32 protein-coding genes are annotated in these 23,752 nt (G+C 65.0%); 24 read left to right on the top strand and 8 right to left on the bottom strand.

Translation table 11 applies throughout. From position 1 onward, the window contains the following. Positions 1-57 precede the first annotated feature (57 nt). Positions 58-564, bottom strand: a complete 507-nt coding sequence (locus IR187_RS08700; protein ID WP_194954216.1) for a GNAT family N-acetyltransferase — start codon at positions 562-564, stop codon at positions 58-60. 90 nt (positions 565-654) lie between these two features. Here IR187_RS08700 and IR187_RS08695 point away from each other — a divergent pair, with 90 nt between their 5' ends. Then, entirely contained in the window at positions 655-1,038 is a 384-nt protein-coding gene (locus IR187_RS08695) for a dihydroneopterin aldolase (RefSeq protein ID WP_194954215.1), read from the top strand. Then, positions 1,035-1,796 (top strand): SDR family oxidoreductase, encoded by a 762-nt coding sequence (locus IR187_RS08690; protein WP_194954214.1) that lies wholly within the window; start codon positions 1,035-1,037, stop codon positions 1,794-1,796. Before IR187_RS08695 ends, IR187_RS08690 begins: the two co-directional genes overlap by 4 nt. Positions 1,797-1,944: 148 nt before the next feature. On the opposite strand, the gene IR187_RS08685 is transcribed toward IR187_RS08690, so the two are convergent. After that, entirely contained in the window at positions 1,945-3,378 is a 1,434-nt protein-coding gene (locus IR187_RS08685; RefSeq protein WP_194954213.1) for an NAD-dependent succinate-semialdehyde dehydrogenase, read from the bottom strand. Positions 3,379-3,508: 130 nt separating this feature from the next. Further along, positions 3,509-4,108, bottom strand: coding sequence for a TIGR02466 family protein (locus IR187_RS08680; protein ID WP_194954212.1), 600 nt, complete (start codon positions 4,106-4,108; stop codon positions 3,509-3,511). Between the two features lie 46 nt (positions 4,109-4,154). Here IR187_RS08680 and IR187_RS08675 point away from each other — a divergent pair, with 46 nt between their 5' ends. The 17 genes from IR187_RS08675 to IR187_RS08595 all read left to right on the top strand — a co-directional run bounded on the left by IR187_RS08675 (position 4,155) and on the right by IR187_RS08595 (position 15,679). Beyond that, complete coding sequence (locus IR187_RS08675) at positions 4,155-5,075, top strand: SMP-30/gluconolactonase/LRE family protein (protein ID WP_194954211.1); 921 nt, start codon at positions 4,155-4,157, stop codon at positions 5,073-5,075. Between the two features lie 32 nt (positions 5,076-5,107). Then, on the top strand, positions 5,108-5,386 hold the full coding sequence (locus IR187_RS08670) for a type II toxin-antitoxin system Phd/YefM family antitoxin (RefSeq protein ID WP_194954210.1): 279 nt from the start codon (positions 5,108-5,110) through the stop codon (positions 5,384-5,386). A gap of 11 nt (positions 5,387-5,397) precedes the next feature. After that, positions 5,398-5,775: a type II toxin-antitoxin system VapC family toxin gene (locus IR187_RS08665; RefSeq protein ID WP_194954209.1), complete on the top strand. Its 378-nt coding sequence runs from the start codon at positions 5,398-5,400 to the stop codon at positions 5,773-5,775. Positions 5,776-5,785: 10 nt separating this feature from the next. Further along, positions 5,786-6,475: a VIT1/CCC1 transporter family protein gene (locus IR187_RS08660; protein ID WP_194954208.1), complete on the top strand. Its 690-nt coding sequence runs from the start codon at positions 5,786-5,788 to the stop codon at positions 6,473-6,475. Between the two features lie 92 nt (positions 6,476-6,567). Next, complete coding sequence (locus IR187_RS08655) at positions 6,568-7,671, top strand: DUF2855 family protein (RefSeq protein WP_194954207.1); 1,104 nt, start codon at positions 6,568-6,570, stop codon at positions 7,669-7,671. A 23-nt stretch (positions 7,672-7,694) separates the two neighbouring features. Continuing rightward, a complete protein-coding gene (locus tag IR187_RS08650; protein WP_194954206.1) occupies positions 7,695-8,096 on the top strand; it encodes a hypothetical protein in 402 nt (133 codons plus the stop codon). 16 nt (positions 8,097-8,112) lie between these two features. Beyond that, the gene (locus IR187_RS08645) at positions 8,113-8,760 is read left to right on the top strand and encodes an HAD-IA family hydrolase (protein WP_194954205.1); all 648 of its coding nucleotides are present in this window, start codon (positions 8,113-8,115) and stop codon (positions 8,758-8,760) included. Positions 8,761-8,860: 100 nt separating this feature from the next. Continuing rightward, complete coding sequence (locus IR187_RS08640; RefSeq protein ID WP_194954204.1) at positions 8,861-9,580, top strand: CoA transferase subunit A; 720 nt, start codon at positions 8,861-8,863, stop codon at positions 9,578-9,580. Next, positions 9,577-9,906 (top strand): DUF5076 domain-containing protein, encoded by a 330-nt coding sequence (locus tag IR187_RS08635; protein ID WP_324187671.1) that lies wholly within the window; start codon positions 9,577-9,579, stop codon positions 9,904-9,906. Before IR187_RS08640 ends, IR187_RS08635 begins: the two co-directional genes overlap by 4 nt. Continuing rightward, positions 9,906-10,784 carry an HAD family acid phosphatase gene (locus tag IR187_RS08630; RefSeq protein WP_194954203.1) on the top strand — a complete coding sequence of 293 codons (879 nt, stop codon included), beginning with the start codon at positions 9,906-9,908 and terminating at the stop codon, positions 10,782-10,784. The genes IR187_RS08635 and IR187_RS08630 overlap by 1 nt, the downstream gene beginning before the upstream one ends. Before the next feature lies 1 nt (position 10,785). After that, positions 10,786-11,421 (top strand): CoA transferase subunit B, encoded by a 636-nt coding sequence (locus IR187_RS08625; RefSeq protein WP_194954202.1) that lies wholly within the window; start codon positions 10,786-10,788, stop codon positions 11,419-11,421. Next, positions 11,422-11,841: an HI0074 family nucleotidyltransferase substrate-binding subunit gene (locus tag IR187_RS08620; protein WP_194954201.1), complete on the top strand. Its 420-nt coding sequence runs from the start codon at positions 11,422-11,424 to the stop codon at positions 11,839-11,841. After that, positions 11,825-12,166 carry a nucleotidyltransferase domain-containing protein gene (locus IR187_RS08615; RefSeq protein WP_194954200.1) on the top strand — a complete coding sequence of 114 codons (342 nt, stop codon included), beginning with the start codon at positions 11,825-11,827 and terminating at the stop codon, positions 12,164-12,166. Before IR187_RS08620 ends, IR187_RS08615 begins: the two co-directional genes overlap by 17 nt. A 27-nt stretch (positions 12,167-12,193) precedes the next feature. Continuing rightward, positions 12,194-12,643, top strand: coding sequence for a hypothetical protein (locus IR187_RS08610; RefSeq protein ID WP_194954199.1), 450 nt, complete (start codon positions 12,194-12,196; stop codon positions 12,641-12,643). A gap of 78 nt (positions 12,644-12,721) precedes the next feature. Then, positions 12,722-14,002 (top strand): serine hydrolase domain-containing protein, encoded by a 1,281-nt coding sequence (locus IR187_RS08605; RefSeq protein ID WP_194954198.1) that lies wholly within the window; start codon positions 12,722-12,724, stop codon positions 14,000-14,002. A 31-nt stretch (positions 14,003-14,033) separates the two neighbouring features. Then, on the top strand, positions 14,034-15,011 hold the full coding sequence (locus tag IR187_RS08600; protein WP_194954197.1) for an NAD-dependent epimerase/dehydratase family protein: 978 nt from the start codon (positions 14,034-14,036) through the stop codon (positions 15,009-15,011). Continuing rightward, positions 14,999-15,679: a glutathione S-transferase family protein gene (locus IR187_RS08595; RefSeq protein WP_194954196.1), complete on the top strand. Its 681-nt coding sequence runs from the start codon at positions 14,999-15,001 to the stop codon at positions 15,677-15,679. Before IR187_RS08600 ends, IR187_RS08595 begins: the two co-directional genes overlap by 13 nt. 22 nt (positions 15,680-15,701) lie before the next feature. Here IR187_RS08595 and IR187_RS08590 read toward each other — a convergent pair whose 3' ends face one another. Further along, a complete protein-coding gene (locus IR187_RS08590) occupies positions 15,702-16,220 on the bottom strand; it encodes a sterol desaturase family protein (protein ID WP_194954195.1) in 519 nt (172 codons plus the stop codon). A gap of 147 nt (positions 16,221-16,367) precedes the next feature. Between IR187_RS08590 and leuC the strand changes: the two genes are divergently transcribed. From leuC to IR187_RS08565, 5 genes are all read left to right on the top strand, one after another. Further along, positions 16,368-17,798 (top strand): 3-isopropylmalate dehydratase large subunit, encoded by a 1,431-nt coding sequence (gene leuC, locus IR187_RS08585; protein WP_194954194.1) that lies wholly within the window; start codon positions 16,368-16,370, stop codon positions 17,796-17,798. A gap of 25 nt (positions 17,799-17,823) precedes the next feature. Then, positions 17,824-18,675 carry an N-acyl homoserine lactonase family protein gene (locus IR187_RS08580; RefSeq protein ID WP_194954193.1) on the top strand — a complete coding sequence of 284 codons (852 nt, stop codon included), beginning with the start codon at positions 17,824-17,826 and terminating at the stop codon, positions 18,673-18,675. Position 18,676: 1 nt separating this feature from the next. Further along, positions 18,677-19,267 carry a 3-isopropylmalate dehydratase small subunit gene (gene leuD / locus IR187_RS08575; RefSeq protein ID WP_194954192.1) on the top strand — a complete coding sequence of 197 codons (591 nt, stop codon included), beginning with the start codon at positions 18,677-18,679 and terminating at the stop codon, positions 19,265-19,267. Between the two features lie 22 nt (positions 19,268-19,289). Then, positions 19,290-20,285, top strand: coding sequence for an NADPH:quinone oxidoreductase family protein (locus IR187_RS08570; RefSeq protein ID WP_194954191.1), 996 nt, complete (start codon positions 19,290-19,292; stop codon positions 20,283-20,285). Between the two features lie 92 nt (positions 20,286-20,377). Next, positions 20,378-20,665 carry a hypothetical protein gene (locus IR187_RS08565; protein WP_194954190.1) on the top strand — a complete coding sequence of 96 codons (288 nt, stop codon included), beginning with the start codon at positions 20,378-20,380 and terminating at the stop codon, positions 20,663-20,665. 21 nt (positions 20,666-20,686) lie between these two features. Here IR187_RS08565 and sdhA read toward each other — a convergent pair whose 3' ends face one another. From sdhA to IR187_RS17095, 4 genes are all read right to left on the bottom strand, one after another. Then, complete coding sequence (gene sdhA / locus IR187_RS08560; RefSeq protein WP_194954189.1) at positions 20,687-22,501, bottom strand: succinate dehydrogenase flavoprotein subunit; 1,815 nt, start codon at positions 22,499-22,501, stop codon at positions 20,687-20,689. A 1-nt stretch (position 22,502) separates the two neighbouring features. Further along, the gene (sdhD, locus tag IR187_RS08555) at positions 22,503-22,904 is read right to left on the bottom strand and encodes a succinate dehydrogenase, hydrophobic membrane anchor protein (RefSeq protein WP_162548388.1); all 402 of its coding nucleotides are present in this window, start codon (positions 22,902-22,904) and stop codon (positions 22,503-22,505) included. Beyond that, entirely contained in the window at positions 22,904-23,347 is a 444-nt protein-coding gene (gene sdhC / locus IR187_RS08550) for a succinate dehydrogenase, cytochrome b556 subunit (RefSeq protein ID WP_194954188.1), read from the bottom strand. The genes sdhD and sdhC overlap by 1 nt, the downstream gene beginning before the upstream one ends. Positions 23,348-23,483: 136 nt before the next feature. After that, the gene (locus IR187_RS17095; protein WP_324187670.1) at positions 23,484-23,741 is read right to left on the bottom strand and encodes a hypothetical protein; all 258 of its coding nucleotides are present in this window, start codon (positions 23,739-23,741) and stop codon (positions 23,484-23,486) included. Positions 23,742-23,752 lie beyond the last annotated feature (11 nt).

Raw genomic sequence — 23,752 nt, 5'->3', positions numbered from 1 at the left:
CCAGAGTGGGCGTAAACCGCTCTGGATTGCTTCGCTACGCTCGCAATGACGACTTGTTTAGAGCCGCGGGCCGATCTTCCCCGCACCTGTCGGCACCATATGCCCGTTAACCGCACGCGCCAGCAGGCGGCGCTTTTCATAAGGCCCGGGCAAACCCCACGCCCCCGTCGCATCGACGGTGAAGCCAAAGAAGCGACCATAATATTCGGGATCGCCGATCATCATCAGCGCGCCGTCGGCCGCGGTTTCTGCCGCCGCCAGCATATGCGCCATCAGCACGCGGCCATGCCCGCCGCGCTGAAGGTCGGGGCGCACCGCAACCGGCCCGACCATGACCAGCGGCGTGACCGCGCCATCGGCGGCGCGATGCGCGACCGGCCAGCACTGGATCGTGCCGATCAGCGCGTCGGCCTCGACGGCGGCAAAGCTGAGCGCGGGCACCGCATTCATGCCTTTGCGGATGCGATAGGCGGTGCGTTCAAACCGGTCGGTCCCGAACGCAGCGTCGAGCAGCGCCTCGACCGCCGATGGTTCGATGTCCGACAATGGAAGTAACTCGACCAACGCGCACCCTTTCGCTAATGCGGCGGCGCTTTAGGGTCCGGGGTCGGCGAAGGAAAGCCGAATAACGGTCCCGTCGAACAGGAATATCTTGTGACCGATACATTGTGGCTGGAAGTGGACGGGATCACCACCGAGGTGCTGACCGGCATTTATTCCGAAGAAACCCACCTGCCGCAGCCGCTGCGCATCGCGGTGCGTGCCCGGCTGGCGATGGCCGATCACTATGCCCCGACGACGCCGCTGAGCGCGTCGAAAAATTACATGCACCTGAAATTCGCCGCGACCGAAGGAATTCCGAAGGACGTGCATTTTGTGCTGATCGAAAGCGTCGCCGACCATATCATCGACACGCTATTCCTGCAGGACGACAAGGTCGAAGAGGTCGAGGTCAAGATCGTCAAGCTGGCGATCGCCGAGGAAGGCGAAGCGATCGGGATCACCATGCGGCGGAGCCGTAGGACTTTGGGCAAATGACGCAAAAGCTCGCTCTCGTCACGGGCGGGCTCCACCGCGTCGGCGCCGCGATTTCGGCGCGGCTGGCGCGCGAAGGCTATGTGCTGGCGATCCACAAGCGCAGCCCGGGCGACGCCGACCCCGTGCTCGCCGACGCGCTGGCCGAAACCGGCGCGATCAGCCACCGCTTCGCCGCCGACCTGTCCGATCCGGCGGCGGTCGATGCGTTGATCCCGGCAGTCATCGATAAATTCGGCCGCGCCCCGGATCTGCTGGTCAACAATGCCGCTTTGTTTGCCGAGGGCGAATGGACCGACCTGTCGGCGGCGGCGCTCGCCGAAATGATGCAGATCAATCACCACGCCCCGGTGATGCTGGCCAAGGCGCTGGTCGCCGCCAGCCCCAGCGCGCGCCCGGCGATTGTCAACATCGTCGACCAGCGCGTCGCGCAGCCGGTCCCCGATCAGCTGGCCTACAGCCTGTCGAAATCCGCGCTGTGGCAGGCGACGCGAACGCTGGCGGTGGCGTTCGGGGGCCGGGCGCGGGTCAATGCGGTCGCGCCGGGGCTAACTCTGGCGACCGACGATTATTCGGCGGGCCAGATCGAACGGCTGGCGCAGCGTATGCCGCTCGGCACGCTGCCGACGCCGGGGCAGATTGCCGACGCAGTCGTCTATCTGGCGCGCGCCGAAGCGGTGACCGGACAAACGATCTTCGTCGACGGCGGCGCGCATCTGGCGCCGATGGGGCGCGATTTTGTGGCGTTGGAGCGGGATTGAGAAGGATCCTCCCTGTCGCGCAGCGATGGGGAGGTGGCAGCGCGAAGCGCTGACGGAGGGGCCATAACGCGACGTCGCGGCCCCTCCACCATCCGCTTCGCGGACGGTCCCCCTCCCCATCGCTGCGCGACAGGGAGGATTGTCACTTTCAATAAATATGCACCGCCTTGGTCACCAGATAACCGTCCAGCCCCTCCGGCCCGCTCTCGCTGCCGAAGCCCGATTCCTTGATCCCGCCGAACGGCATGTCGTTCGCCGAAATGACGAAGCTGTTGATCCCGACCATCCCGCTTTCGATGCCGTCGGCGATGCGGTTGATGCGGCGGCCGTTCTCGGTGAAGGCAAAGGCGGCGAGGCCGTAGGGCAGCCGGTTCGCCTGTTCCAGCGCCTCGCCCTCGCTCGCGAACGGGCGGATCAGCGCCATCGGCCCAAAGGGTTCGTTGTTCATCGCATCGGCTTCGACCGGCACGTCGGCGATCGCCGTCGGCTGGAAGAAATAGCCGTCACCGGTCGCCTCACCGCCCGCAATCACGCGCGCGCCCTTCGCCTTGGCGTCGGCAACAAGCGCCTCCAATGCCGGAATACGGCGTGCGTTGGCCAAAGGTCCCATCTGGGTATCGGCGTCGAGCCCGCTGCCGATCTTCACTTTCTTCGTACGCGCGGCGAACCCCGCGACAAAGGCGTCGTAAATCCCTTCCTGCACATAGAAACGCGTCGGCGAGACGCACACCTGTCCCGCGTTCCGGAACTTCTGCATGACGACGCGGTCGAGCGTGCTCTCCAGATCGCAATCGTCAAAGACCAGCACCGGCGCATGGCCGCCCAGTTCCATGGTGATCCGCTGCACCCGATCGGCAGCGAGCTTCATCAGATGCTTGCCGACTGCGGTCGAGCCGGTAAAGCTGACCTTGCGGATCACCTCGCTGCCCAAGAGATGGCGGCTGATCATGTCGGGATTGCCGTAAACCAGCTGAACGACGTCACCGGGAATGCCCGCGTCGGCTAGGCAACGCATGATCGCGCTGGTGCAGCCGGGGGTTTCCTCGGGCGCCTTCGCGATCACGACACAGCCCGCGGCGAGCGCGGGGGCGATTTTCTTGACCATCAGGTTGACCGGGAAATTCCACGGACTGAACGCCGCGACCGGCCCGACCGGCTGGCGCAGCACCATCGCGCGCTGCCCCGCGGGGCGCTGTGCCACGCGGCCTTCGATGCGCTTGCCCTCCTCGGCGAAATACTCGAGCAGCGAGGACGCCGACAACACTTCGCCGCGCGCTTCGGCGATCGGCTTGCCTTGTTCGAGCGTCAGCAGCGTCGCGATATGGTCGGCCCGCTCGCGGATCAGGCCCGCCGCCTTGCGCATCAGTGCGGCGCGCTCGTCGGGGGTCTTGGCACGCCACACGGGCCAACCGCGCACTGCCGCCGCCAGCGCCTCGTCAAGATCGGCAGCGGTCGCGACCGGCAGTTCGGCGATCGTATCCGCGGTCGCGGGGTTATACACCGGACGCGCATCCCGCCCTTCACCGCTCCGCCAGGCGCCGTTAATGAAAAGCTGGAGGTCGGCGTCGTAGGTCGCGGTCATGAGGGACTTTCTAACTATTCCGTTCGCATCGAGCGAAGTCGAGATGCGTCTCGCGCTGCGCTGGCGTGTCTCGACTTCGCTCGACACGAACGGGAATGGGGTTGGTCAGATAGCGTCCATATAGTCGCGCTCAGCGATAGTTAAAGCTGATGCTGATCCGCTCGCCCCTGCCCGAATGCGGCATCACTTCGTGGCGGAGCCAGCTTTCCCACAGGAACACCCGTCCCGCCGCGGGCTCGGCATAGACAAAGGGCAGCAGATGCTCGGGCGCATCGTCGGTGCGCCCCGGCGCCGCCATCAGCATCGGCAGGCGAGGGTCCTCCAGCTTGAGCGCCCCCGATCCCGGGGGGACGGCGACATAGAAGGTGCCCGACACGATGCTGTGAGGGTGAATATGACCGCTGTGCGTGCCGCCCGGTTTCAGGACATTGACCCACAGGCTGTCGAGCTTCAGCGGCTTTGCGAGGTCGAAGTGGCACGCCTTGGCAAAGGCCTTGACCTCTTTGTCGAGCAATTTCTTGAGGTCGTAAAAGGCCGGATCGCGCTCGGGCAGGTCGTTCAGGCTCGCATAGCTGGTATAGCCCTTATAACGGTGGTCGCGGCTCCAAGCCCGCCCGGCACCGTCTTCGTCGGCAAACATCCGGATGCTGTCTTCCAGCTCGGCGAGCAGGTCGGGGGTGCCGACATCGGCCTCGTAAAAATTGGTGGCGAAGAGCGATCGAACGGGCATGATGGCCGCAAAGCACAGCCAATGTGGACAAGCAAGGGAGACGAGGATGGCCGAGTTCGAATTGATCGCCGACGGATTGCGCTTTCCGGAAGGGCCGGTCGTCATGGACGACGGCAGCGTCATCCTTACCGAAATCGCGCCGGGGCGAATCACACGCTGTTGGCCGGGCGGAAAGAAAGACGTGATCGCCGAACCTGGCGGCGGGCCCAACGGCCTGGCATTCGGCCCCGACGGCAAGCTGTACTGCTGCAACAATGGCGGGTTCAACTATGTCGAATCGAACGGTTATCTGGCGCCGCACGGCATCGCCGACGATTATTCGGGCGGGCGCATCGAGCGGATCGACATCGCCACCGGCGAAGTCGAGGTGCTGTACCAGAGCGGCGATCATGGCGTCACGCTGCGCGGCCCGAACGACCTGATGTTCGACGGCCATGGCGGCTTCTGGTTCACCGACCATGGCAAGGTCGATTATGCCAAACGCTGCCACGACATCGTCGGCATTTTTTACGCCAAGGCCGACGGCAGTTTCATCGAGGAAGTCATTTTCCCGAGTTACAATCCCAACGGCATCGGCATCTCGCCCGACGGAACCAAGCTTTACGCCGCCGAAACCTATACCTGCCGCCTGACCCAGTTCAACATCGTCGCCCCCGGCAAGGTCGACGACGCCGCGGGCCCGGGCGGCCCCGGCATCCCGCTCTATCGCCCGGCGGGCTATAAATTCTTCGACAGCCTTGCGATGGAAGCCAGCGGCAATATCGCCGTCGCGACGATCGGCGAATGCGGGATCAGCGTCGTCTCGCCCGCAGGCGAACTGGTCGAATTTGTCGCGACCGACGATATTTTCACCACCAACATCGCGTTCGGTGGCCCCGACCGGCAGGATGCCTATATCACGCTGTCGGGGACGGGGCGGCTGGTGAAGACGCGCTGGACGCGGCCGGGGCTGCAACTGCAATATTGACTTAGCTAACCGGCTTAGCTAAGTTAGCCAGTATGACAATCGTGACCATCCACGAGGCCAAGACAAATCTGTCGCGCCTGATCGCCCGCGTCCTCGCAGGCGAAGAGGTGACGATCGCGCGCGGCAAGGAACCGGTGGTCAAGCTGATGCCGGTGAAGGATGTGGTCAAACCAAAGCGGCAACTCGGCCGCCTCGCGCACCTGATTCCGCCCGGTAAGGACCCCTTGGAAGACGGCTTTTGGGATCCGTTGCCCGAAGAAGACTTGGCGTTGTGGAATTGCGACGCCGATGATCCCAACGACAAGCTGTGAGCGAAGGCTATTTGCTCGACACCCACAGCTTGTTGTGGGCAACCTATTCGCCGGACGTGTTGCCGTCTCGCGTACAAGACCTGCTGCAAAGTCGCGACGCACCGATCTATGCCTCGGCCATCTCGGCTTTTGAAATCGCGCAGAAACACCGCGTTGGAAAACTCGATTTTGCGCGAGCCCATGCGCTCGAGTTCTCGGACGAAATCGCCAAGGACAATCTCGAACCCTTGCCGCTGACGGCCGACCACGCCCGGCTCGCCGGCACCCTGCCGATCCCGCACCGCGACCCGTTCGACCGTATGCTGATCGCGCAGGCGCAGATCGAGCAACTGGCCCTGATTTCCAACGAAGCGCTGTTCGACCAGTTCGGCGTCATCCGTTTCTGGTAGGAGACCGTCCATGCATCGCGAAACCCATGCCGCCAGCCGCATCGGCTGGCTGCGCGCCGCGATTCTGGGCGCCAACGACGGGATCGTATCGACCGCCAGCCTGATCGCCGGGGTCGCCGCGGCGGGGGCGTCGGCATCGACGATCCTCGTCACCGGCACTGCGGGGCTCGTCGCCGGAGCGATGTCGATGGCAGCGGGCGAATATGTTTCGGTCAGCTCGCAGGGCGACGCCGAAAAGGCCGATATTGCCAAGGAGAAGCGCGAGCTTGCCACCGTTCCCGATCTGGAACTTGAGGAGCTGACGCAAATCTATCAGCAACGCGGCCTCGACCGTCCGCTCGCCGAACAGGTCGCGGCGCAGCTGACCGCACACAATGCGCTCGACAGCCATTTGCGCGACGAACTGGGGCTGACCAGCGAGCTGGCGGCGCGCCCGATTCAGGCGGCAGCGGCGTCGGCGGCGAGCTTTACCGTCGGCGCCGCCCTGCCGCTGGCGATCGTGCTGCTGGTCACAGGACCATCGCTGCCGTGGATCGTGTCCGCCGCCTCGCTGCTGTTCCTCGCCATTCTCGGCGCGCTCGGCGCCTGGGCGGGCAAAGCGCCCATCTCCCGCGCCGTCCTGCGCGTCAGCTTTTGGGGCGCCGTCGCGATGGGGGTAACGATGGCGATCGGATCACTGTTCGGGACGACGATCGGCTGACTAGCGCGCCCTATGCGATTGTCAGCGCGGCGTGCATCTGTATGGTCCCCGCTTCGCCGCAACCGCGGCCAGATATACGGAGGGGTCCGGACATGGGTTCAGCAAGCTGGGCGATCGACATCGATCGCGACGATATTACGCAGGCCCGCCTGATTGAGGAGGCCGCCGCACCGCTCGCGCCGGGCCAGGTGCGGGTGCATGTCGACAGCTATGCGATGACCGCGAACAACATCACCTATGCCGTGTTCGGCAAGCCCGCCGGGCTGTTCGGCAACGACCAGGGCTATTGGGACTTTTTCGCCAAACCGGGCGAGGCCGGACGGTTGCCAGTATGGGGTTTCGCCACCGTTACCGAAAGCGCCGCCGAGGGCGTATCGGTGGGCGATCGACTCTATGGCTATTATCCGATGGCGAGCGATGCCGTGCTGACCGTCGGCAAGGCGGGACCGGGGGGCTTCATCGACATCACCCCGCGGCGCACCACGCTGCCGCCGATCTATAATCAATATCAGCGGATCGACGCGCTAGCCGACTATCGCGCCGCCGACCATGATTATTGGCCGGTGTTCCGCCCGCTGTTTCTGACCGGCTGGTTGATCGCCGACCAGTTCGAGGACGAGGGCGATTATGGCGTCCAGCAGATCCTGATCGCCAGCGCGTCGAGCAAGACCGCGATCGGCCTTGGCTTTGCGCTCAAACAACGCGCCGATCGCCCCGAAACGATCGGGCTGACCAGCGCCGCGAATGTCGAATCGCTGGCGGCGCAGGGGATCTACGACCGCGTCATTAGCTACGATCAGATCATGACGCTCAACGCCGCTACCCCCGCCGCGCTGGTCGATATGGCGGGCAATGGCGCGGTGACGCGCGTCGTCCACAGCCATTTCGGCAACCAGCTTCAGGCTTCGATCATCGTCGGCAAATCGCATTGGGATGCGCAGGCCGATGTTGAAGGTCTGCCCGGCCCCGAGCGGCAAGGCTTCTTCGCGCCCGGGCGCAGCCAGAAACGCATTGCCGATTGGGGGGGCGCGGTGTTCGGGCAGAAGATCGCCGAAGCGTGGCTGGCGTTCATGGACGTGGCGCCGCGGCTCGCCGCGATCGACAAACGGCGCGGCGGCCCGGCCGCGCTGGAGGCCTATCACGAAATGCTCTCGGGTCGCGCCGATGCCAAGGCAGGGATCGTCGTCGAACCCTGACCATTTGCCTGAAAGGATGTCCGATGCTTCGCTTGCTGATCCTGACCATCGCCGCCACGGCGCTGCTGCCCGCCGCCGCCCACGCCGAAACCAACCCGACCACCGCGCCGCGCAAGGCCGACCTCGCCGATCGCATCGCTGGCACCTACGAGGGCGCCGTCATTTCCGATGCGCGCGGATCGTCGCGCGACAATGTGACAGTCACCGTCACCCGTGTCGGTCCGAACAAGGTCGAAATCAAGTCGGACTATGCACGCATCCCGGCAGTCACCATCCCGCTCGAAAAGGCGATGGACGCGATCCTCGCCGCGAGCGGTCCTCATGTCTTCCTGCTCGACACGGTGCGCTCGCCCGACAAGCTTGATCTCAGCATCGACGACGCGAGCTGGTCGGGCAACCGCGTCGCGGCACCGGCCCAGAAATAGGATGTCCGCCTCTCCCATGACTTACACGACCCTGATTTTCGATTTCGGCGGCGTCATCACGTCGTCGCCGTTCGAGGCGTTCAACCGGCTGGAGGAGGAACGCGGGCTGCCGCGCGATTTCGTCCGCCGCGTCAACGCCGCCGACCCCGACCACAACGCCTGGGCGAAGTTCGAGCGGGCCGAAATCGATGCTGCGACGTTTGACGCGCTGTTCGCAGCCGAGGCGCGCGCGCTGGGGCAGGAACTGGAGGGCGAAGCGGTGCTCGCGGTACTCGCGGGCGCGGTGCGGCCGGCGATGGTTGCGGCGCTCGATACGCTGAAAGCCAAGGGCTTCACGATCGGCTGCATCACCAACAATGTGCCTAGCGGCCATGGCGCCGGGATGGCGCGCAGCTTTGCCCAGGCTGAAGAGGTCGCCGCAATCATGGCGCGCTTCGACCATGTCATCGAATCGAGCAAGGTCGGCGTCCGCAAGCCCGATCCGCGGATCTACCAGATGATGTGCGACGCGCTGGCCGTCGAACCCGCCACCTGCATCTATCTCGACGACCTTGGCATCAACTGCAAACCGGCGGCGCAGCTCGGTATGCACGCGATCAAGGTAGCGAGTGGCGAGCAGGCGCTGGCCGACCTGTCCGCGGTGCTGGGAATAACGCTACCCTGACCTCCGCGGGGTGGCGGTTGACCCGTTGCGGCCCATTCACTATCGCGCAGACGCACTTTCCCTGCCGTTACGGCAGCCCAACCGAAAAGGGCCAGCGGACATGAAGAAAATCTACCCCGACGCCGCCGCCGCGCTCGACGGCCTGCTCTTCGACGGCATGCAGATTTGCGCCGGCGGTTTTGGCCTGTGCGGCATCCCCGAACGGCTGATCGACGCGATCCGCGACGCGGGAACGAAAGACCTGACCATCGCCAGCAACAATGCCGGGATCGACGGCGAGGGGCTCGGCAAGCTGCTCCGCACCCGGCAGGTCAAAAAGATGATCTCGTCCTACGTCGGCGAGAACAAGGAATTCGAGCGGCAATATCTGGCGGGCGAGCTCGAGGTCGAATTCTGTCCGCAGGGTACGCTCGCCGAACGCTGCCGCGCGGGCGGCGCGGGCATTCCTGGCTTTTATACCAGGACCGGCGTCGGCACGCTCGTCGCCGAGGGCAAGGAAGTGAAGAATTTCGACGGACAGGACTATATCCTCGAACGCGGCATCTTTGCCGACCTCGCGATCATCAAGGGCTGGAAGGCCGACGAGAGCGGCAACCTCATCTTCCGCAAGACCGCGCGCAACTTCAACCAGCCGATGGCGACCGCGGCCAAGATCTGCGTCGCCGAGGTCGAGGAAATCGTGCCGACCGGCAGCCTCGACCCCGACTGCATCCACCTGCCCGGCATTTATGTGAAGCGCATGATCGTCGGCGCCCCGTACGACAAGAAGATCGAATTCCGCACGACGCGCCCGCGCCCGGAAAGCGCAGAGGCCGCGTGAGCTTCGGGCGCAAGGGCATCGGCCATAAGGGGTCGATCGACGTCACCGGCATCCCGGCGCTGGCGGGCGGCGAGGAGTTTCTGCGCATGTGGAAACAATCGAACGGCAATGTCCTGTGCGTCATCGATCCCGCGGCGCTGGGCGCCGATCCGATGCTGTTCGGGCTCGCGATCGTCGATGCCGTGCGCCATGGCGCAAAGGCCTATGCCCAAGCGGTCAATGTCGACGAAGACCATGCTTTCGAGCGGATCATGGAGGGCGTAAACGCCGAACTGGCCAACCCGACCGACCTTCCCCGCCCGCTCGGTCCACAAGGAACGCATTGATGAAAGCGCAACTGATCTCGATCACCGCGCTGCTGCTTACCGGCTGCACAACCACCTCCGCTCCGGTAGCGAGCGCGCCGACGGCGCCCGCTGCAATATCAGCCGAGGCCACGAAGCCGCCAGTCGCGTTGCAGTATCTCTATGGCTCGGCCGAAGCTGCGATGGCTGTGCGCGCAACCAATGCGCGGATCGCAGATTATGCTGCAGCACGGATCAAACAGCGCCCGATCGACAGCGTGGTCCTTGCCCCGGGTGCAACGATGAACGCGCCGCGCTTTGTCCCATGCGGGACCAAACCCTTTGCGGCAGTGTTCGACGCCGACGAAACGCTGGTCTGGAACGTGGGGTCGATGCGCTATTTTGCCGAACAGGGCATCGCCTTCGACCCCAAAATATGGGACCAATGGGAACAGACCGGCGCGGGCAAGGCGGTCGCGATGCCCGGCACAGTGGAGATGCTGGCCGAGCTGCGCGCGGCGGGCATCACCGTCATCGCCAACACCAACCGCACCGCCGCCAATGCCAAGGGCAGCGAAGATACTCTGCGCGCCGCCGGACTTGGCGAATTCAAGCACGGCGACACTTTGTTCCTGATGGGCGACGACGCCGACGGATCGAGCAAGGACGCGCGCCGCGCCACGATCGCATCGCGTTATTGCGTGATCCTGATGGCGGGCGACCAGCTTGGCGATTTCAGCCAGCAGTTCAACGTCAAAGACCTGCCCGCCGCACAGCGTACCGCGCTTGCCGCCAGCCCCGCCGCCACGGCGCTGTGGGACAAAGGCTGGTTCCTGTTCCCCAACGCGGCCTATGGGCCGTGGGAGAAGCTGGGCTGGGACGACACCTTCCCCTCCGACACCAAATGGGAGCCGAAATAAGATGCCATGGACCCGCGACGATATGGCGGCGCGCGCCGCGCAGGAACTGCAGGACGGCTATTACGTCAACCTTGGCATCGGCATTCCGACCTTGGTCGCGAACCATATTCCCGCCGGAATGACGGTGACGCTCCAGTCCGAAAACGGCATGCTCGGCATCGGCCCCTTCCCCTTTGAAGGTGACGAAGACGCCGACCTGATCAACGCCGGCAAGCAGACGATCAGCGAGCTGCCGCAATCGGCCTATTTCAGCTCATCGGACAGCTTTGCGATGATCCGCGGCGGACATATCGACCTCACCGTCCTCGGCGCGATGGAGATTGCCGAAAATGGCGACATCGCGAACTGGATGATCCCCGGCAAGATGATCAAGGGCATGGGCGGCGCGATGGATCTGGTCGCCGGGGTCAAAAAGATCATCGTCGTGATGGAGCATAACGCCAAGGACGGCAGCCCGAAGTTCATTCCGGCCTGCACCCTGCCGCTGACCGGCAAGAATGTCGTCGACATGATCATCACCGACCTCGCGGTATTCCGGCGCGACGATCATGACAGCCCGTTCAAGCTGATCGAGCTGGCGCCGGGGGTAACGGCGGAAGAGGTTGCTGCGAAAACGACGGCAAGCTACTTATCCTGAATGGACGACAAGCCACCGCCGCGTTCCCTGCTCCGTCTGGACAATTTTTCACGCGCCTTGGCGGGCTTGAAAGAGGCGGTTGATCTGCGCCAAAAACGTCCGCTGACCGAACTGGAAAAGGCTGGCATGGTCCAGCGTTTCGAGATTGCGTGGGAATTGGGCTGGAAACTGCTGGCCGATCGGCTGGCGGAAGAACTGGCACCGCCAGAAGCGCTGACCCCGGCATCGACCATTCGCGCCGCGCACGCCGCCGGCATGATCGCTGCGGCTGACGAATGGCTGGCGATGGGCAAGCTACGCAACCAGTTGTCGCATACCTACAGTGAGCCAATCCGCGATCAGGGCTTAAAACTGATCGCCGACCAATTTCTTGCGATACTGACTGCGCTGGAACGGGACGTTGATGCGCGCCGAGCATGACGCCATCGGTCTGTCGGTCGATGATATGCGCATCGTCGCCGGGATTCTCTCGCATTACGCCGATCAGATCGACGAGGTAAGCCTCTATGGCTCGCGCGCAGCGCGCACGTCGCGGCCCGGCTCCGACCTCGACCTGCTGCTAAGCGGGACGATCGATTTCCACGCCATGCTGAATCTCGGCGTCGCGTTTGAGGAAAGCGATCTGTCCGTCGCGGTGGACCTGAAGCATGAGCGCGACCTGACCGACCCGCAGGTTCGCGACGAGATTTTGAAGCGAAGCCAGCTGCTTTTTACCCGCGACGACCTGTCGAACGTCGAACAATGAACGGACAGCGGACCTAGGTGGGCGGGCTTGCCTGACGTCGCCGCCAACCCGGGCACGCCGTGGCTGCTGATCGGCGGTGCCTTGTCGATCGTGGCGGCGTTGCTGCATCTTGCCTGCATCGTCGGCGGTCCGGACTGGTACCGCTTTTTCGGCGCGGGCGAAAAGATGGCGCGCGCCGCCGGGCGCGGTGACTGGTATCCTGCGCTTATCACCGTCGGCATCGCCGCCACCTTGGCGATCTGGGCCGCCTATGCCTTTTCGGGCGCCGGCTGTTTGCCGCGCCTGCCGTTGCTGCGCGCCGCGCTGACCCTGATCACCGCCATCTACTTGCTTCGCGCGCTGGCGTTTGTGCCGGTCAACCTTGCGACGCGGCACTATTCCGACGGCTTCGCGATCTGGTCGTCGCTGATCGTGCTGGTTTTCGGCGCTGTCTACGCGACCGGGACATGGAAAGCCTGGCGCTATCTTGCACCCTGACGCGCGCGGGGGTGACGGCGGCGTCCTGCCCCGCTAAGACGGCGGACAGATATTGAGGTCGCAGTCCAGTACGGGTCGATGAAGCGCATTGTAATTTTCCTGATCGCGGTCGTGACACTGGGTTTTTCGGGCTGGTTCGGCATTCACGCCTTTGGCGGCAAACAGCCGCTCGCCAGCGTGCCGATCCCGATCAAGACCGCCGAACATCTGCCCGACAGCCCCGACCGGTGGCAGGGGCGGATCGACTATCTTTCGCTGGACCGGAACCTGGCGGCGCTGGCCGCCCGCCCTGAAATGGCAGGGCTGGCGGTGGCGGTGGTCGAGGATGGCAAACTGCGCTTCGTCCGCACCTATGGCGTCGCCGACCGGGCAACCGGGACGCCGGTCACGCCGCAAACCTTGTTCCGTTGGGCCTCGGTGTCGAAAACCACCGCGGGGGCCATGGCGGCGGCGATGGCGCACGACGGCACAATCGATCTCGACCGTCCGATCGCCCAGTCGCAAACGACGCTGCGCCTGCCGCGCGGGGCCGAGGCGCAGCTCAGCTTCGGCGACCTGCTCGCCCAGCGCACCGGCATCACCAAAAACGCCTATGACGAAAAGCTGGAAGAGGGACAGAATCCCGAACTCCTGCGCGCCAATCTCGCTGCGGCGCCGTTGCAGTGCGAACCCGGCACCTGCCACACCTATCAGAATATCGCCTTCGACGCCGCGAGCGAGATATTGGCGGCGGCTGGTGGCAAATCTTTTGCCGACGCGGTGGAGGATCGCTTTTTTCTACCGCTCGGGATGGTCAGCGCCGGTTTCGGCATGGACCGGCTGACCGGCGCAAAGGATTGGGCGCGGCCGCACCGCGACGAGCGCGTCTTGCCGGTCAAACCCGCCTATTGGCGCGTCCCCGCTGCTGCGGGTGTCGAAAGCGATATCGTCGATTTCGCCAAATGGATGCAGGCAATGATGGGCGCACGTCCCGATGTGCTTCCCGCTCCGGTACTCCGCGAAGCGCACCGGCCGCGCGTCGGCACGCCGCGGCTGTATGGCGGCGCGCTGCGACAAGCGACGGGCGATGCCGCCTACGGCCTAGGCTGGCGCAGCTTCACCTATGCCGGTCACCGGCTGGAGGGCCATTCGGGCGCGGTTTCGGGCTATCGCGCGACGATGATCTTCGAACCGTCGACGCGGACGGGCGTCGTCGCCATGTGGAACAGCGACTGGGGCTTTCCCTTTCGCATCCCGTTCGCCGCCATCGACAGCTATCACGGGCGCAGCGACACAAACTGGCTCGACCTGAGTGAACTGCCACCGGTCACGCGCAGTACGGTCGCCGCCGCGCCTGCCGCTGCCAAAGCGGGATCATGATGGCGCGGCGCACCTATCAAGAAGATCAATCATGCGGATATTGTTGACCGGATCGTCGGGCTGGTTGGGGCGCCATCTCGCACCATTGCTTGGCCGACACGGTCATGACGTTGCCGGGCTCGACGTCGTGCCCGGCCAACATACGCAGGTTATCGGCACCGTCGCCGACCGCGCACTGGTCGACCGCATGATGGCCGAGCATGGCATCGAGGCGGTCATCCACGGCGGCGCGCTGCACAAGCCCGACATCGTCCGTTATCCGCGGCAAGCCTTTGTCGATGTCAATGTCAGCGGCACGCTGAACCTGATCGAGGCGGCGGTTGCCGTCGGGAACGACCGCTTCCTGTTCACCTCGACCACCTCGCTGATGGTGCGCGCCGATGTCCGAGCCGGCGCTGGCGATACGGGCGCCTGGTGGATGGACGAGGATTTCGGTCCGCTGGAGCCGCGCAACATCTATGGCATCACCAAGCTCGCGGCCGAGCAGGCGTGCCGCCTCGTCCACCGCGAGCATGGCATCAACGTGGCGATCCTGCGCACCGGACGTTTCTTTCCCGAGGATGACGACACCCATGCGGTGCCGAGCGGCCCGAACCTGAAGGCGAACGAGATGCTACACCGCCGCCTGACCGTCGAGGATGCAGCGGCCGCCCATCTCGCCGCGCTGGAGGCGGCGCCGACGATCGGCTGTGACACCTTCATCCTCTCCGCCCCGCCGCCGTTCGCGCGCGACGACGCCGAGGAGCTTGCCCGCGACGCCCGCGCGGTCATCGCGCGCGCGCACCCAGAGGCCGCCGAGCTCTATGCCGCAGCAGGCTGGGTGCTCCCCGACCGCATCGACCGCGTTTACGACCCGTCGCGCGCCGAGCGCCGCTTCGGCTGGCGCGCCCGCAGCGACTTCGCCAGCGTGCTGGCGGCGCTGCGCCAGGGCAGCGCGCTACCTTTCGCGCACGACCCTGCCTACACCTCCCCCATCGTCGCTCAGGAGCGCGAAACATGTACGAGCTGATCACCGCCAACCGCAATTATTCGAGCTGGTCGCTGCGTCCGTGGGTGCTGATGACCGCGCTCGGCATCGCGTTCAGGGATCGTATCAAACCTTTCACCAAGCCGGCGAACTACGACGATTTCCGCAGCTTCTCGCCGACCGGCCAGGTTCCCGCGCTGCTCCACGACGGGCGCACGATCTATGACTCGCTCGGCATCACCCTCTATCTCGCCGACCGGCACGAGGGCGTGTGGCCGACCGACCCCGATGCGCGTGCCTGGGCGCAGTGCGCCGTTTGCGAGATGCACAGCGGCTTCGCGGCGCTCCGCAACGATTGTACGATGAACGTCGGGGTGCGCGTCACGCCCAAGCCGATGTCGGACGCGCTCCAGGCCAACGTCGCGCGCATCCGCGAACTGTTCGAAGAGGGGCTGGCGCGCTTTGCCGGGCCGTGGCTTGCGGGGCGTGATTTTACCGCGGTCGACGCCTTCTTCGCGCCGGTCGCCTTCCGTATCCGCACCTATGGTCTCGACGTCGGCGCGGGGCAGGCGTGGGTCGACCACATCCTGGCGCATCCCGCTATGCTCGAGTGGGGACGCCAGGCGCTGGCCGAAAGTTGGCGCGAAGTGGGACATGAGGAGGAGTTGGCAGCCGCGGGGGTGATCACTGCAGATTACCGGACGGGGTGAATCGCCTTCGCGGCGGCGACGATCAGTCGACCAAAGCCTCGCGCACCACTGCAATCCCCGCTTCGCGCTGTGCCTTGAGTTCGGCCTTCAGCCTCGCCGGATCGCGCGCAAAGACGAATCCGAAGCTGACCCCACCCTCTTTGCCGATCGTTGCATGGTGCAGCTTGTGCGCCTGCACCAGCCGCTTGGCGTAGCCATGCCGCGGCACCCAGCGGAAATAGCGTTGATGCACCAGTCCGTCGTGCACGACGGTGTAGATGATGCCGTAAAACAGCACGCCCAGCCCGATCCACGTCCCCGGCTCCCACGCGCTCGCGCCCATGATCATCGGGCTGCCGACTGCGAACATCGAAATGCTGAGCGCCGCGCCGAACAGGCCGAACAGGTCGTTTTTCTCGAACAGCTTGTCGTGTGGCTCATGATGGTCGCGGTGCCACGCCCAGCCAAAGCCGTGCATGATATATTTGTGGCTCGCCCAAGCGACGAACTCCATCGCGACGACCGTGGCGACGACAAGCGCGAGGATGGCGGGAAGCGTCATGCGTCGAATATAGGCGCGTACCGCCGGTCGCGCCACTCCCTTCGCCGGGATGGCCGTACAGAGATGAGACCGGCGTCGCGCGACCGAAAATTGCGTTTCTTATCGCCACCGGCTTGCAAAGTTGTGCCGCTGATCTAAGGCAACGCCATGACTCGCCCCCGCACCCTGTACGAAAAAATCTGGGACGCGCATGTCGTCGAACGGCGCCCCGACGGCACCTGCCTGATCTTCATCGACCGCCACCTTGTCCACGAAGTCACCAGTCCGCAGGCGTTCGCGGGGCTGCGCGCGACCGGGCGGACGGTGCGCCGTCCTGACCTGACGCTGGCGGTGCCCGACCATAATGTGCCGACGACACCGCGGCGCGACGCGGCCGGAAACCGTTTGCCGGTTGCCGACCCCGACAGCGCTGCCCAGCTCGCGGCGCTGGAGAAAAACGCCCCCGACTTCGGCATCCGGTACATCGACGCAGTCGCCCCCGAACAGGGCATTGTCCATGTCGTCGGACCCGAGCAGGGGTTTTCGCTCCCCGGCGCGACGATCGTCTGCGGCGACAGCCACACCGCCTGCCACGGCGGCATCGGCGCGCTGGCGTTCGGCATTGGCACCAGCGAGGTCGAGCATGTGCTGGCGACGCAGACCCTGCTGCTCCAGCCTGCCAGGACGATGGAAGTGCGCGTCGAGGGCGCAATCGGCGTCGGCGTCACCGCGAAGGACATCATTCTGCACATCACCGGGGTGATCGGCGCCGCGGGCGGCACGGGCCATGTCGTCGAATATACCGGCAGCGCGATCCGCGCCCTGTCGGTCGAGGGTCGGCTGACGGTCAGCAACATGGCGATCGAGGGCGGCGCCCGCGCCGGGCTGATCGCGCCCGACGAAGTGACGTTCGCATATCTGAAGGGCCGCCCCTATGCGCCGAAGGGCGCCGACTGGGACGCCGCGGTCGCATACTGGACCAGCCTAGCAACCGATCCGGGCGCGACCTATGACAAGACCGTCGTCATCGACGCTGCCGACATCGCACCCAGTGTCACGTGGGGTACCAGCCCCGAAGATGTCGTGCCGATCACCGGCACAGTGCCCGATCCAGCGAGCTTTGCCGATCCGTCGAAGCAGGCCGCCGCCGCCAAGTCGCTCGCTTACATGGGGCTCGAACCCGGCACGCGGATGCAGGATGTGGCGGTCGAGAATATCTTCATCGGCAGCTGCACGAACAGCCGGATCGAGGATATGCGTGCCGCCGCGGCGGTGCTCAAAGGCCGCAAAAAGGCACCGGGCGTCAAATGGGCAATCGTCGTGCCCGGATCAGGGCTGGTGAAAGCGCAGGCCGAGGCCGAGGGACTCGACCGTATCTTTATCGACGCGGGACTCGAATGGCGCGAGCCCGGCTGTTCGGCCTGCCTCGCGATGAACCCCGACAAGGTGCCCGCGGGCGAGCGCTGCGCCAGCACCAGCAACCGCAATTTTGTCGGCCGCCAGGGGCCGGGCAGCCGCACCCATCTGCTCAGCCCCGCGATGGCCGCTGCAGCGGCGGTGACCGGGCGGCTCACCGATGTGCGGGAACTGATCGATTGAACGGAGAGAGAAGGAGCGGAATGGCATGATCTGGAAAGCTATCGCATCGGCCGCAGCGGCGTTGGCCCTTGCTACCCCCGCCCTCGCCCAGGACAAGCCCGCCGCGGCGGCCAAGGTCAGCCTGACCCGGCTCGACTGCGGCACGGTGCGCGTCAACCGGCTCAATGCCTTTTCGGATACGGAGGCTTATCCGGGGCAGAGCCGCGACCTGACCGTCGGTTGTTACCTGATCCGCCACGGCGACCAGTTGATGCTGTGGGATCTGGGCCTGCCCACCGCGCTGAAAGGCGCGGCGTTCACGACGACGGGGGACATGTCGGCCACCGTGCGCCGCAGCCTGGTCGAACAGCTGGCCGATCTGGGTATCAAGCCCGACGACATTGATGTGGTCGGGGTCAGCCATTTCCATTTCGACCACATCGCCCAGCTGCCCGATTTTCCGGCTGCTAAGCTCTACATCGGCAAAAGCGATTGGGATGTGCTCACCCAGAACCCGCCGCCCGCATTCGTCGATCCGACGCCTTTCGCGCATTGGATCAGCGGCGGCGGCCAGGTCGAGCCGGTAGCGCGCGACAAGGATATTTTCGGCGACGGCCGCGTCGTCATGCTCGACATGCCCGGCCACACCCCCGGACATCACACATTGCTTGTGCGGCTGGCGGGCATGGGGCCGGTGCTGCTGAGCGGCGATCAGGCGCATTTTCAGGAAAATTACGACAGCGAAGGCGTGCCGACCTTCAACACCAACCGTGCCGACACGCTGGCGTCGTTTGGCCGGTTCAAGGGGCTCGCCAAAAACTTGGGGGCTACGGTGATTCTCCAGCACGAACCGCGCGATATCGGCAAACTGCCCCCGTTCCCGAAGGCTGCCGAATAATATGGCACCGATCGACAAGGTGGAGGGGCGCGCGATCCCGCTGGGGCTGAAAAATGTCGATACCGACGTCATCATCCCTGCACATTGGCTGAAAACCACCAGCCGCGAAGGGATGGGCCGCGGCGCGTTCGAAAGCCTGCGCGCCGACACCGACAATCTGTTCGATCGCCCCGAATACAGCGGGGCGCCGATCCTGATCGCGGGCGACAATTTCGGTTGCGGGTCGAGCCGCGAACATGCCGCCTGGGCGCTTGGCGACCTTGGTATCCGCGTCGTCATTGCCCCCAGCTATTCGGACATTTTTTCGGGCAATGCGGTCAAGAACGGCATCTTGCCGGTGGTGCTTCCCCAATCGGCCATCGACCGGCTGTTGGAGGTCGCGGCGACCGAACCGATCCATGTCGATCTCGATACCCAGACGGTGACGACGCCGTTTCAGGACCGCTTCACCTTCGAGATCGACCCGTTCCGCAAGATGTGCCTGCTCGAAGGACTCGACGAGATTTCGCTGACCGAAAAGAGCGGCGCCGCCATCACCGCCTATGAACAACAACTCGACGCCGCGCGCCCGTGGATGCGTCCCGCGGTATAATGACCGGATAAAGGAGAAGATGATGAAGGCCCTCTTGTCGACCGCCACCGGCGGCCCCGAAACGCTGACCCTGGGCGAATTGCCGCGGCCGACCGCGGGCGTCGGCCAGATCGTCATCGATGTGAGGGCCTGTGCGGTCAATTTCCCCGACACGCTGATCATCGAGGATAAATATCAGTTCAAACCCGCGCGCCCCTTTGCTCCCGGCGGCGAAGTCGCGGGTCTCGTCGCTGAAGTCGGCGAAGGCGTGACCGGGTTCAAGGTCGGCGACCGCGTCATTGCGGGCTGCGGCAATGGCGGCATGGCCGAAGCCGTCGCGGTCGGCGTCCATAACGTCTACCACCTGCCCGAAGGCCATGACTTTGCCGAAGGTGCCTCGTTGCTGATGACCTATGGGACCAGCATCCACGCGCTGGTTGATCGCGGGCACATCCAGGAAGGCGACACTTTGCTCGTCCTCGGCGCGTCGGGTGGCGTCGGCATCGCCGCGGTCGAACTGGGCAAGGCTTTCGGCGCGCGCGTCGTGGCAGGCGTGTCGAGCGAGGAAAAGGCCGGTATTGCGCGGCAGGCGGGAGCCGATGAGGTCGTGATCTATGGCCGTCAACCGTTCGACAAGGACCAGTCGAAGGAACTCGCGAACAAGTTCAAGGAAGCCGTCGGTCCCGGCGGCGCCAATGTCATCTATGACGCCGTCGGCGGCGATTATGCCGAGCCCGCGCTGCGCTCGATCGCATGGGAAGGCCGCTATCTCGTCGTCGGCTTCCCCGCGGGCATTCCGCGCCTGCCGCTCAACCTGACCCTGCTCAAAAGCTGCGACGTTGCGGGGGTGTTCTGGGGCGCCTTTGTCGCGCGCGAGCCCGAACGCAACCGCGCGCATGTCGCGCGCCTGTTCCAGCTGTGGGAACAGGGCAAGATCAAGCCGCGCGTCACCGGCACCTACGCGCTTTCCGACGGCGGCCAGGCGATCGCCAAGCTCGGCGACCGCAGCGCGGTCGGCAAGCTGGTGGTGACGATCTGACACGGCTCGTCGCAACCCCGGACGGCGGTTAACGCTTTGGCAGGGGCTCTGCCCTATGACCGATGGCAGGACTATCTAGTCAGGGTACAACCATGGCGACTCGCCGCGCAAAGGCTGACGAAAGTAACGCGAGTATCGCGAATATTTCGCGCACCCGCCGCGCGCAGCTGGTGGCCGAGTTCGAAGGCGAACTGGGCATCGATTACAAGGCCCGCGCCAAGGCCGCCGAAGCCGAACGCCTCTGGCAGATCCGCAAAACCTTCATCGTATGGACCGTCGCGCTGATTTTTTTCGCCGTCGCGTGTCAGAAACTATGGGTCATGGGCCAAGACGTCGACCAACCCTTCTCGGACATCAATCCGATCGAAAGCTGGTTCTAAGTAACGCGCGCTGCGCCCCGATCAATAAACCCGCGCCTTCGGCTTGATATATTCGACGTCGTCTGACAGCGTATATTCGTGGACCGGGCGATAATCGAGGCGGACGCCGCCGCCTTTGCCGCCCCAGCCGTCGAACCAAGCCACGGTGTGCTTCATCCAGTTCGCGTCGTCGCGGTTCGGGAAGTCCTCGTGCGCGTGGGCGCCGCGGCTTTCCTTGCGGTTGTGCGCCGAGTGCATCGTGACCGTCGCCTGGCTGATCAGATTGTCGAGCTCGAGCGTTTCGACAAGGTCGGTGTTCCAGATCAGGCTGCGGTCGGTGACCCCAACATCGTTCATCCGCTGATAGGTCTTGGTCAGCTTTTCCTTGCCCTCGGCCATCAGTTCGTCGGTGCGGAACACCGCGGCGTGCGCCGACATGGCGCGCTGCATTTCGGTGCGGATTTCCGCGGTCGGCGACCCGCCCTTGGCATGGCGGAAATGGTCGAGGCGGCCGAGCGCCAGATCGGCGCTGTCCTTCGGCAGCGGCTGCTGCGCCGCACCCGGCTTGATGATGTCGCGCAGCCGATGCCCGGTCGCGCGGCCAAAGACGACGAGGTCGATCAGGCTGTTCGAGCCGAGACGGTTGGCGCCATGCACCGACACGCAGGCGGCTTCGCCGACCGCGAACAGGCCGGGGACGACGGTGTCAGGACCATCCTTGCCCAGCGTGACGACTTCGCCATGATAGTTACACGGAATGCCGCCCATATTGTAATGGACGGTCGGCACGACCGGCAGCGGCTGGCGGGTCAGATCGACGCCCGCAAACACCTTGCCGCTCTCGGTGATCCCGGGCAGCCGCTCGGCGAGCACCGCCGGGTCGATATGGTCGAGATGCAGGAAGATATGGTCCTTGTGCGGGCCGACGCCGCGGCCTTCGCGGATTTCGAGCGCCATCGAGCGCGACACGACGTCGCGCGACGCCAGATCCTTCGCCGACGGGGCATAGCGTTCCATGAACCGCTCGCCTTCGGAGTTGGTCAGATAGCCGCCCTCGCCGCGCGCACCCTCAGTAATCAGCACCCCGGCGCCGTAGATGCCGGTCGGGTGGAACTGGACAAACTCCATGTCCTGCAATGGCAGACCGGCGCGCAGCACCATGCCGCCGCCATCGCCGGTACAGGTGTGCGCCGAGGTTGCGGTGAAATAGCTGCGGCCATAGCCGCCGGTCGCGAGCACGACGGCCTGCGAACGGAAACGGTGAATGCTGCCGTCGTCCATGCACAAGGCGATAACGCCGCGGCAAACCTTGCCGTCGGGGCCGTCTTCCATGATCAGGTCGAGCGCGAAATATTCGACGAAGAAATCGGCGTCATATTTCAGCGACTGCTGGTACAGCGCGTGAAGCATCGCATGGCCGGTGCGGTCGGCAGCGGCGGCGGTGCGCTGCACCGGCGGGCCTTCGCCCATATTCTGCATATGGCCGCCGAACGGACGCTGGTAGATGGTGCCGTCGGCGTTGCGCGAAAACGGCACCCCGGCATGTTCCAACTCATACACCGCCGCGGGCGCTTCGCGGACCATATATTCGATCGCGTCCTGGTCGCCGAGCCAGTCGGAGCCCTTGACGGTGTCGTACATATGCCACGTCCAGTGGTCGGGCGAGTTGTTGCCGAGCGACGCGGCGATGCCGCCCTGCGCCGCCACCGTGTGGCTGCGCGTCGGGAACACCTTGGTGATGCACGCGGTCTTCAGCCCCGCTTCGGCGCTGCCCATCGTCGCGCGCAGGCCGGAGCCGCCGGCCCCGACGACGACGGTGTCATAGATATGGTCGATGATCTTGTAAGCGTCGGTCATGTCACATGCCCCCCGGGCCGGCCGTCACGGGCGCGAGCGCGATCCGGGCGATCGCAAAGATCCCGTATGCGGCGCCGCCGACGACATAGAAATTGAGCAGGACGAGCGCGAGCAGCCGCATCGGCCCGTGTACATAATCCTCGATCAGCACCTGCAGGCCGAGCCGCAGGTGCCAGAACACACTGACCAGCAGCAGCACCAGCGCGACCGCGACAAGCGGGTTCGCGGCCCAGCGCAGCACCGCGCCATGGTCACCCAGCGGCAGGCGGATCAGCGAAACGAACAGGAAACCGACGAGCAGGATGTTGCCGAGCGCGGTCAGCCGTTGTTGGAGCCAGTGGTGCGACCCGTGTTTCGCCGAGCCGAGGCCGCGAACCTTGCCGAGCTGTGTGCCGTCACCCATCAGAGTGCTCCCGCCATGATACAAAGCCAGGTCGCGGCGGTCGCGAGGACCCCAGCGGCGATCACCAGCGCCGACCACATCTTGTTGGTCTTGAGTTCATACCCTGCACCGGTGTCGAGGATCAGGTGGCGCAGCCCAGAAAACAGATGCTGGAAAAATGCCCAGGTCACCCCGACCAGCACGACCTTGCCCAATATGTTGGTGATCTGGCGAAACAGGGTGATTTCGGGGCTGGGATCGTGCCAGACGCACGCGACGAACGCGGCATAAGCGTCCGGCCCCGCCGCGATCGCGCCGAGCCACCACAGGAACATGAGAGCGCCGACGATCGCAAGGCCGTCACCGCTGGCGCGGTGCAGGATCGACACCGCCATCGCGGGTCCCCATTTATACACCTGCAAATGCGGCGCGCGCGGACGCGCATTGGGTTCATTGCCAGCCATATCAGCCCCGTTTCTGACTCTGTTCGGTCGATGCGCGCCGGTTTAGCGCCACGCGCGCGATATGCAATTGCTTAGGAGCATGGGGCTGCGATTGCGACGAGATGCCGTAGCGCGGAAACCACTTAAGACGCTGACCCTAGAGCGCGATGACATGATATTGACCCACCGTGACGGAGCCGATTTTGGCCGAGTGCGAGGCGCGAGGAGCGGCGCGATGCGGGACATCGTGCCCGACGAGCAACGTGGCAATCGGCCGAAATAGGCCCGCCCCGCAGGGGTTGCCCCCGGAAGCCCGCCGGACAGCGGCGCGTCTCTGGACCGGGCAACCAGCCCGTCTTACGAGACGCTTCTTGCCGGCGAACTTCCGGGGGCAATCACGGTGGGGCAATATCATGTCATCGCGCT

This window comes from Sphingopyxis solisilvae (assembly GCF_015475875.1).
GTDB lineage: Bacteria > Pseudomonadota > Alphaproteobacteria > Sphingomonadales > Sphingomonadaceae > Sphingopyxis > Sphingopyxis solisilvae.
The sequence above is the reverse complement of the archived record's forward strand: the minus strand, read 5'-3'. Positions and strand labels throughout refer to the sequence as shown.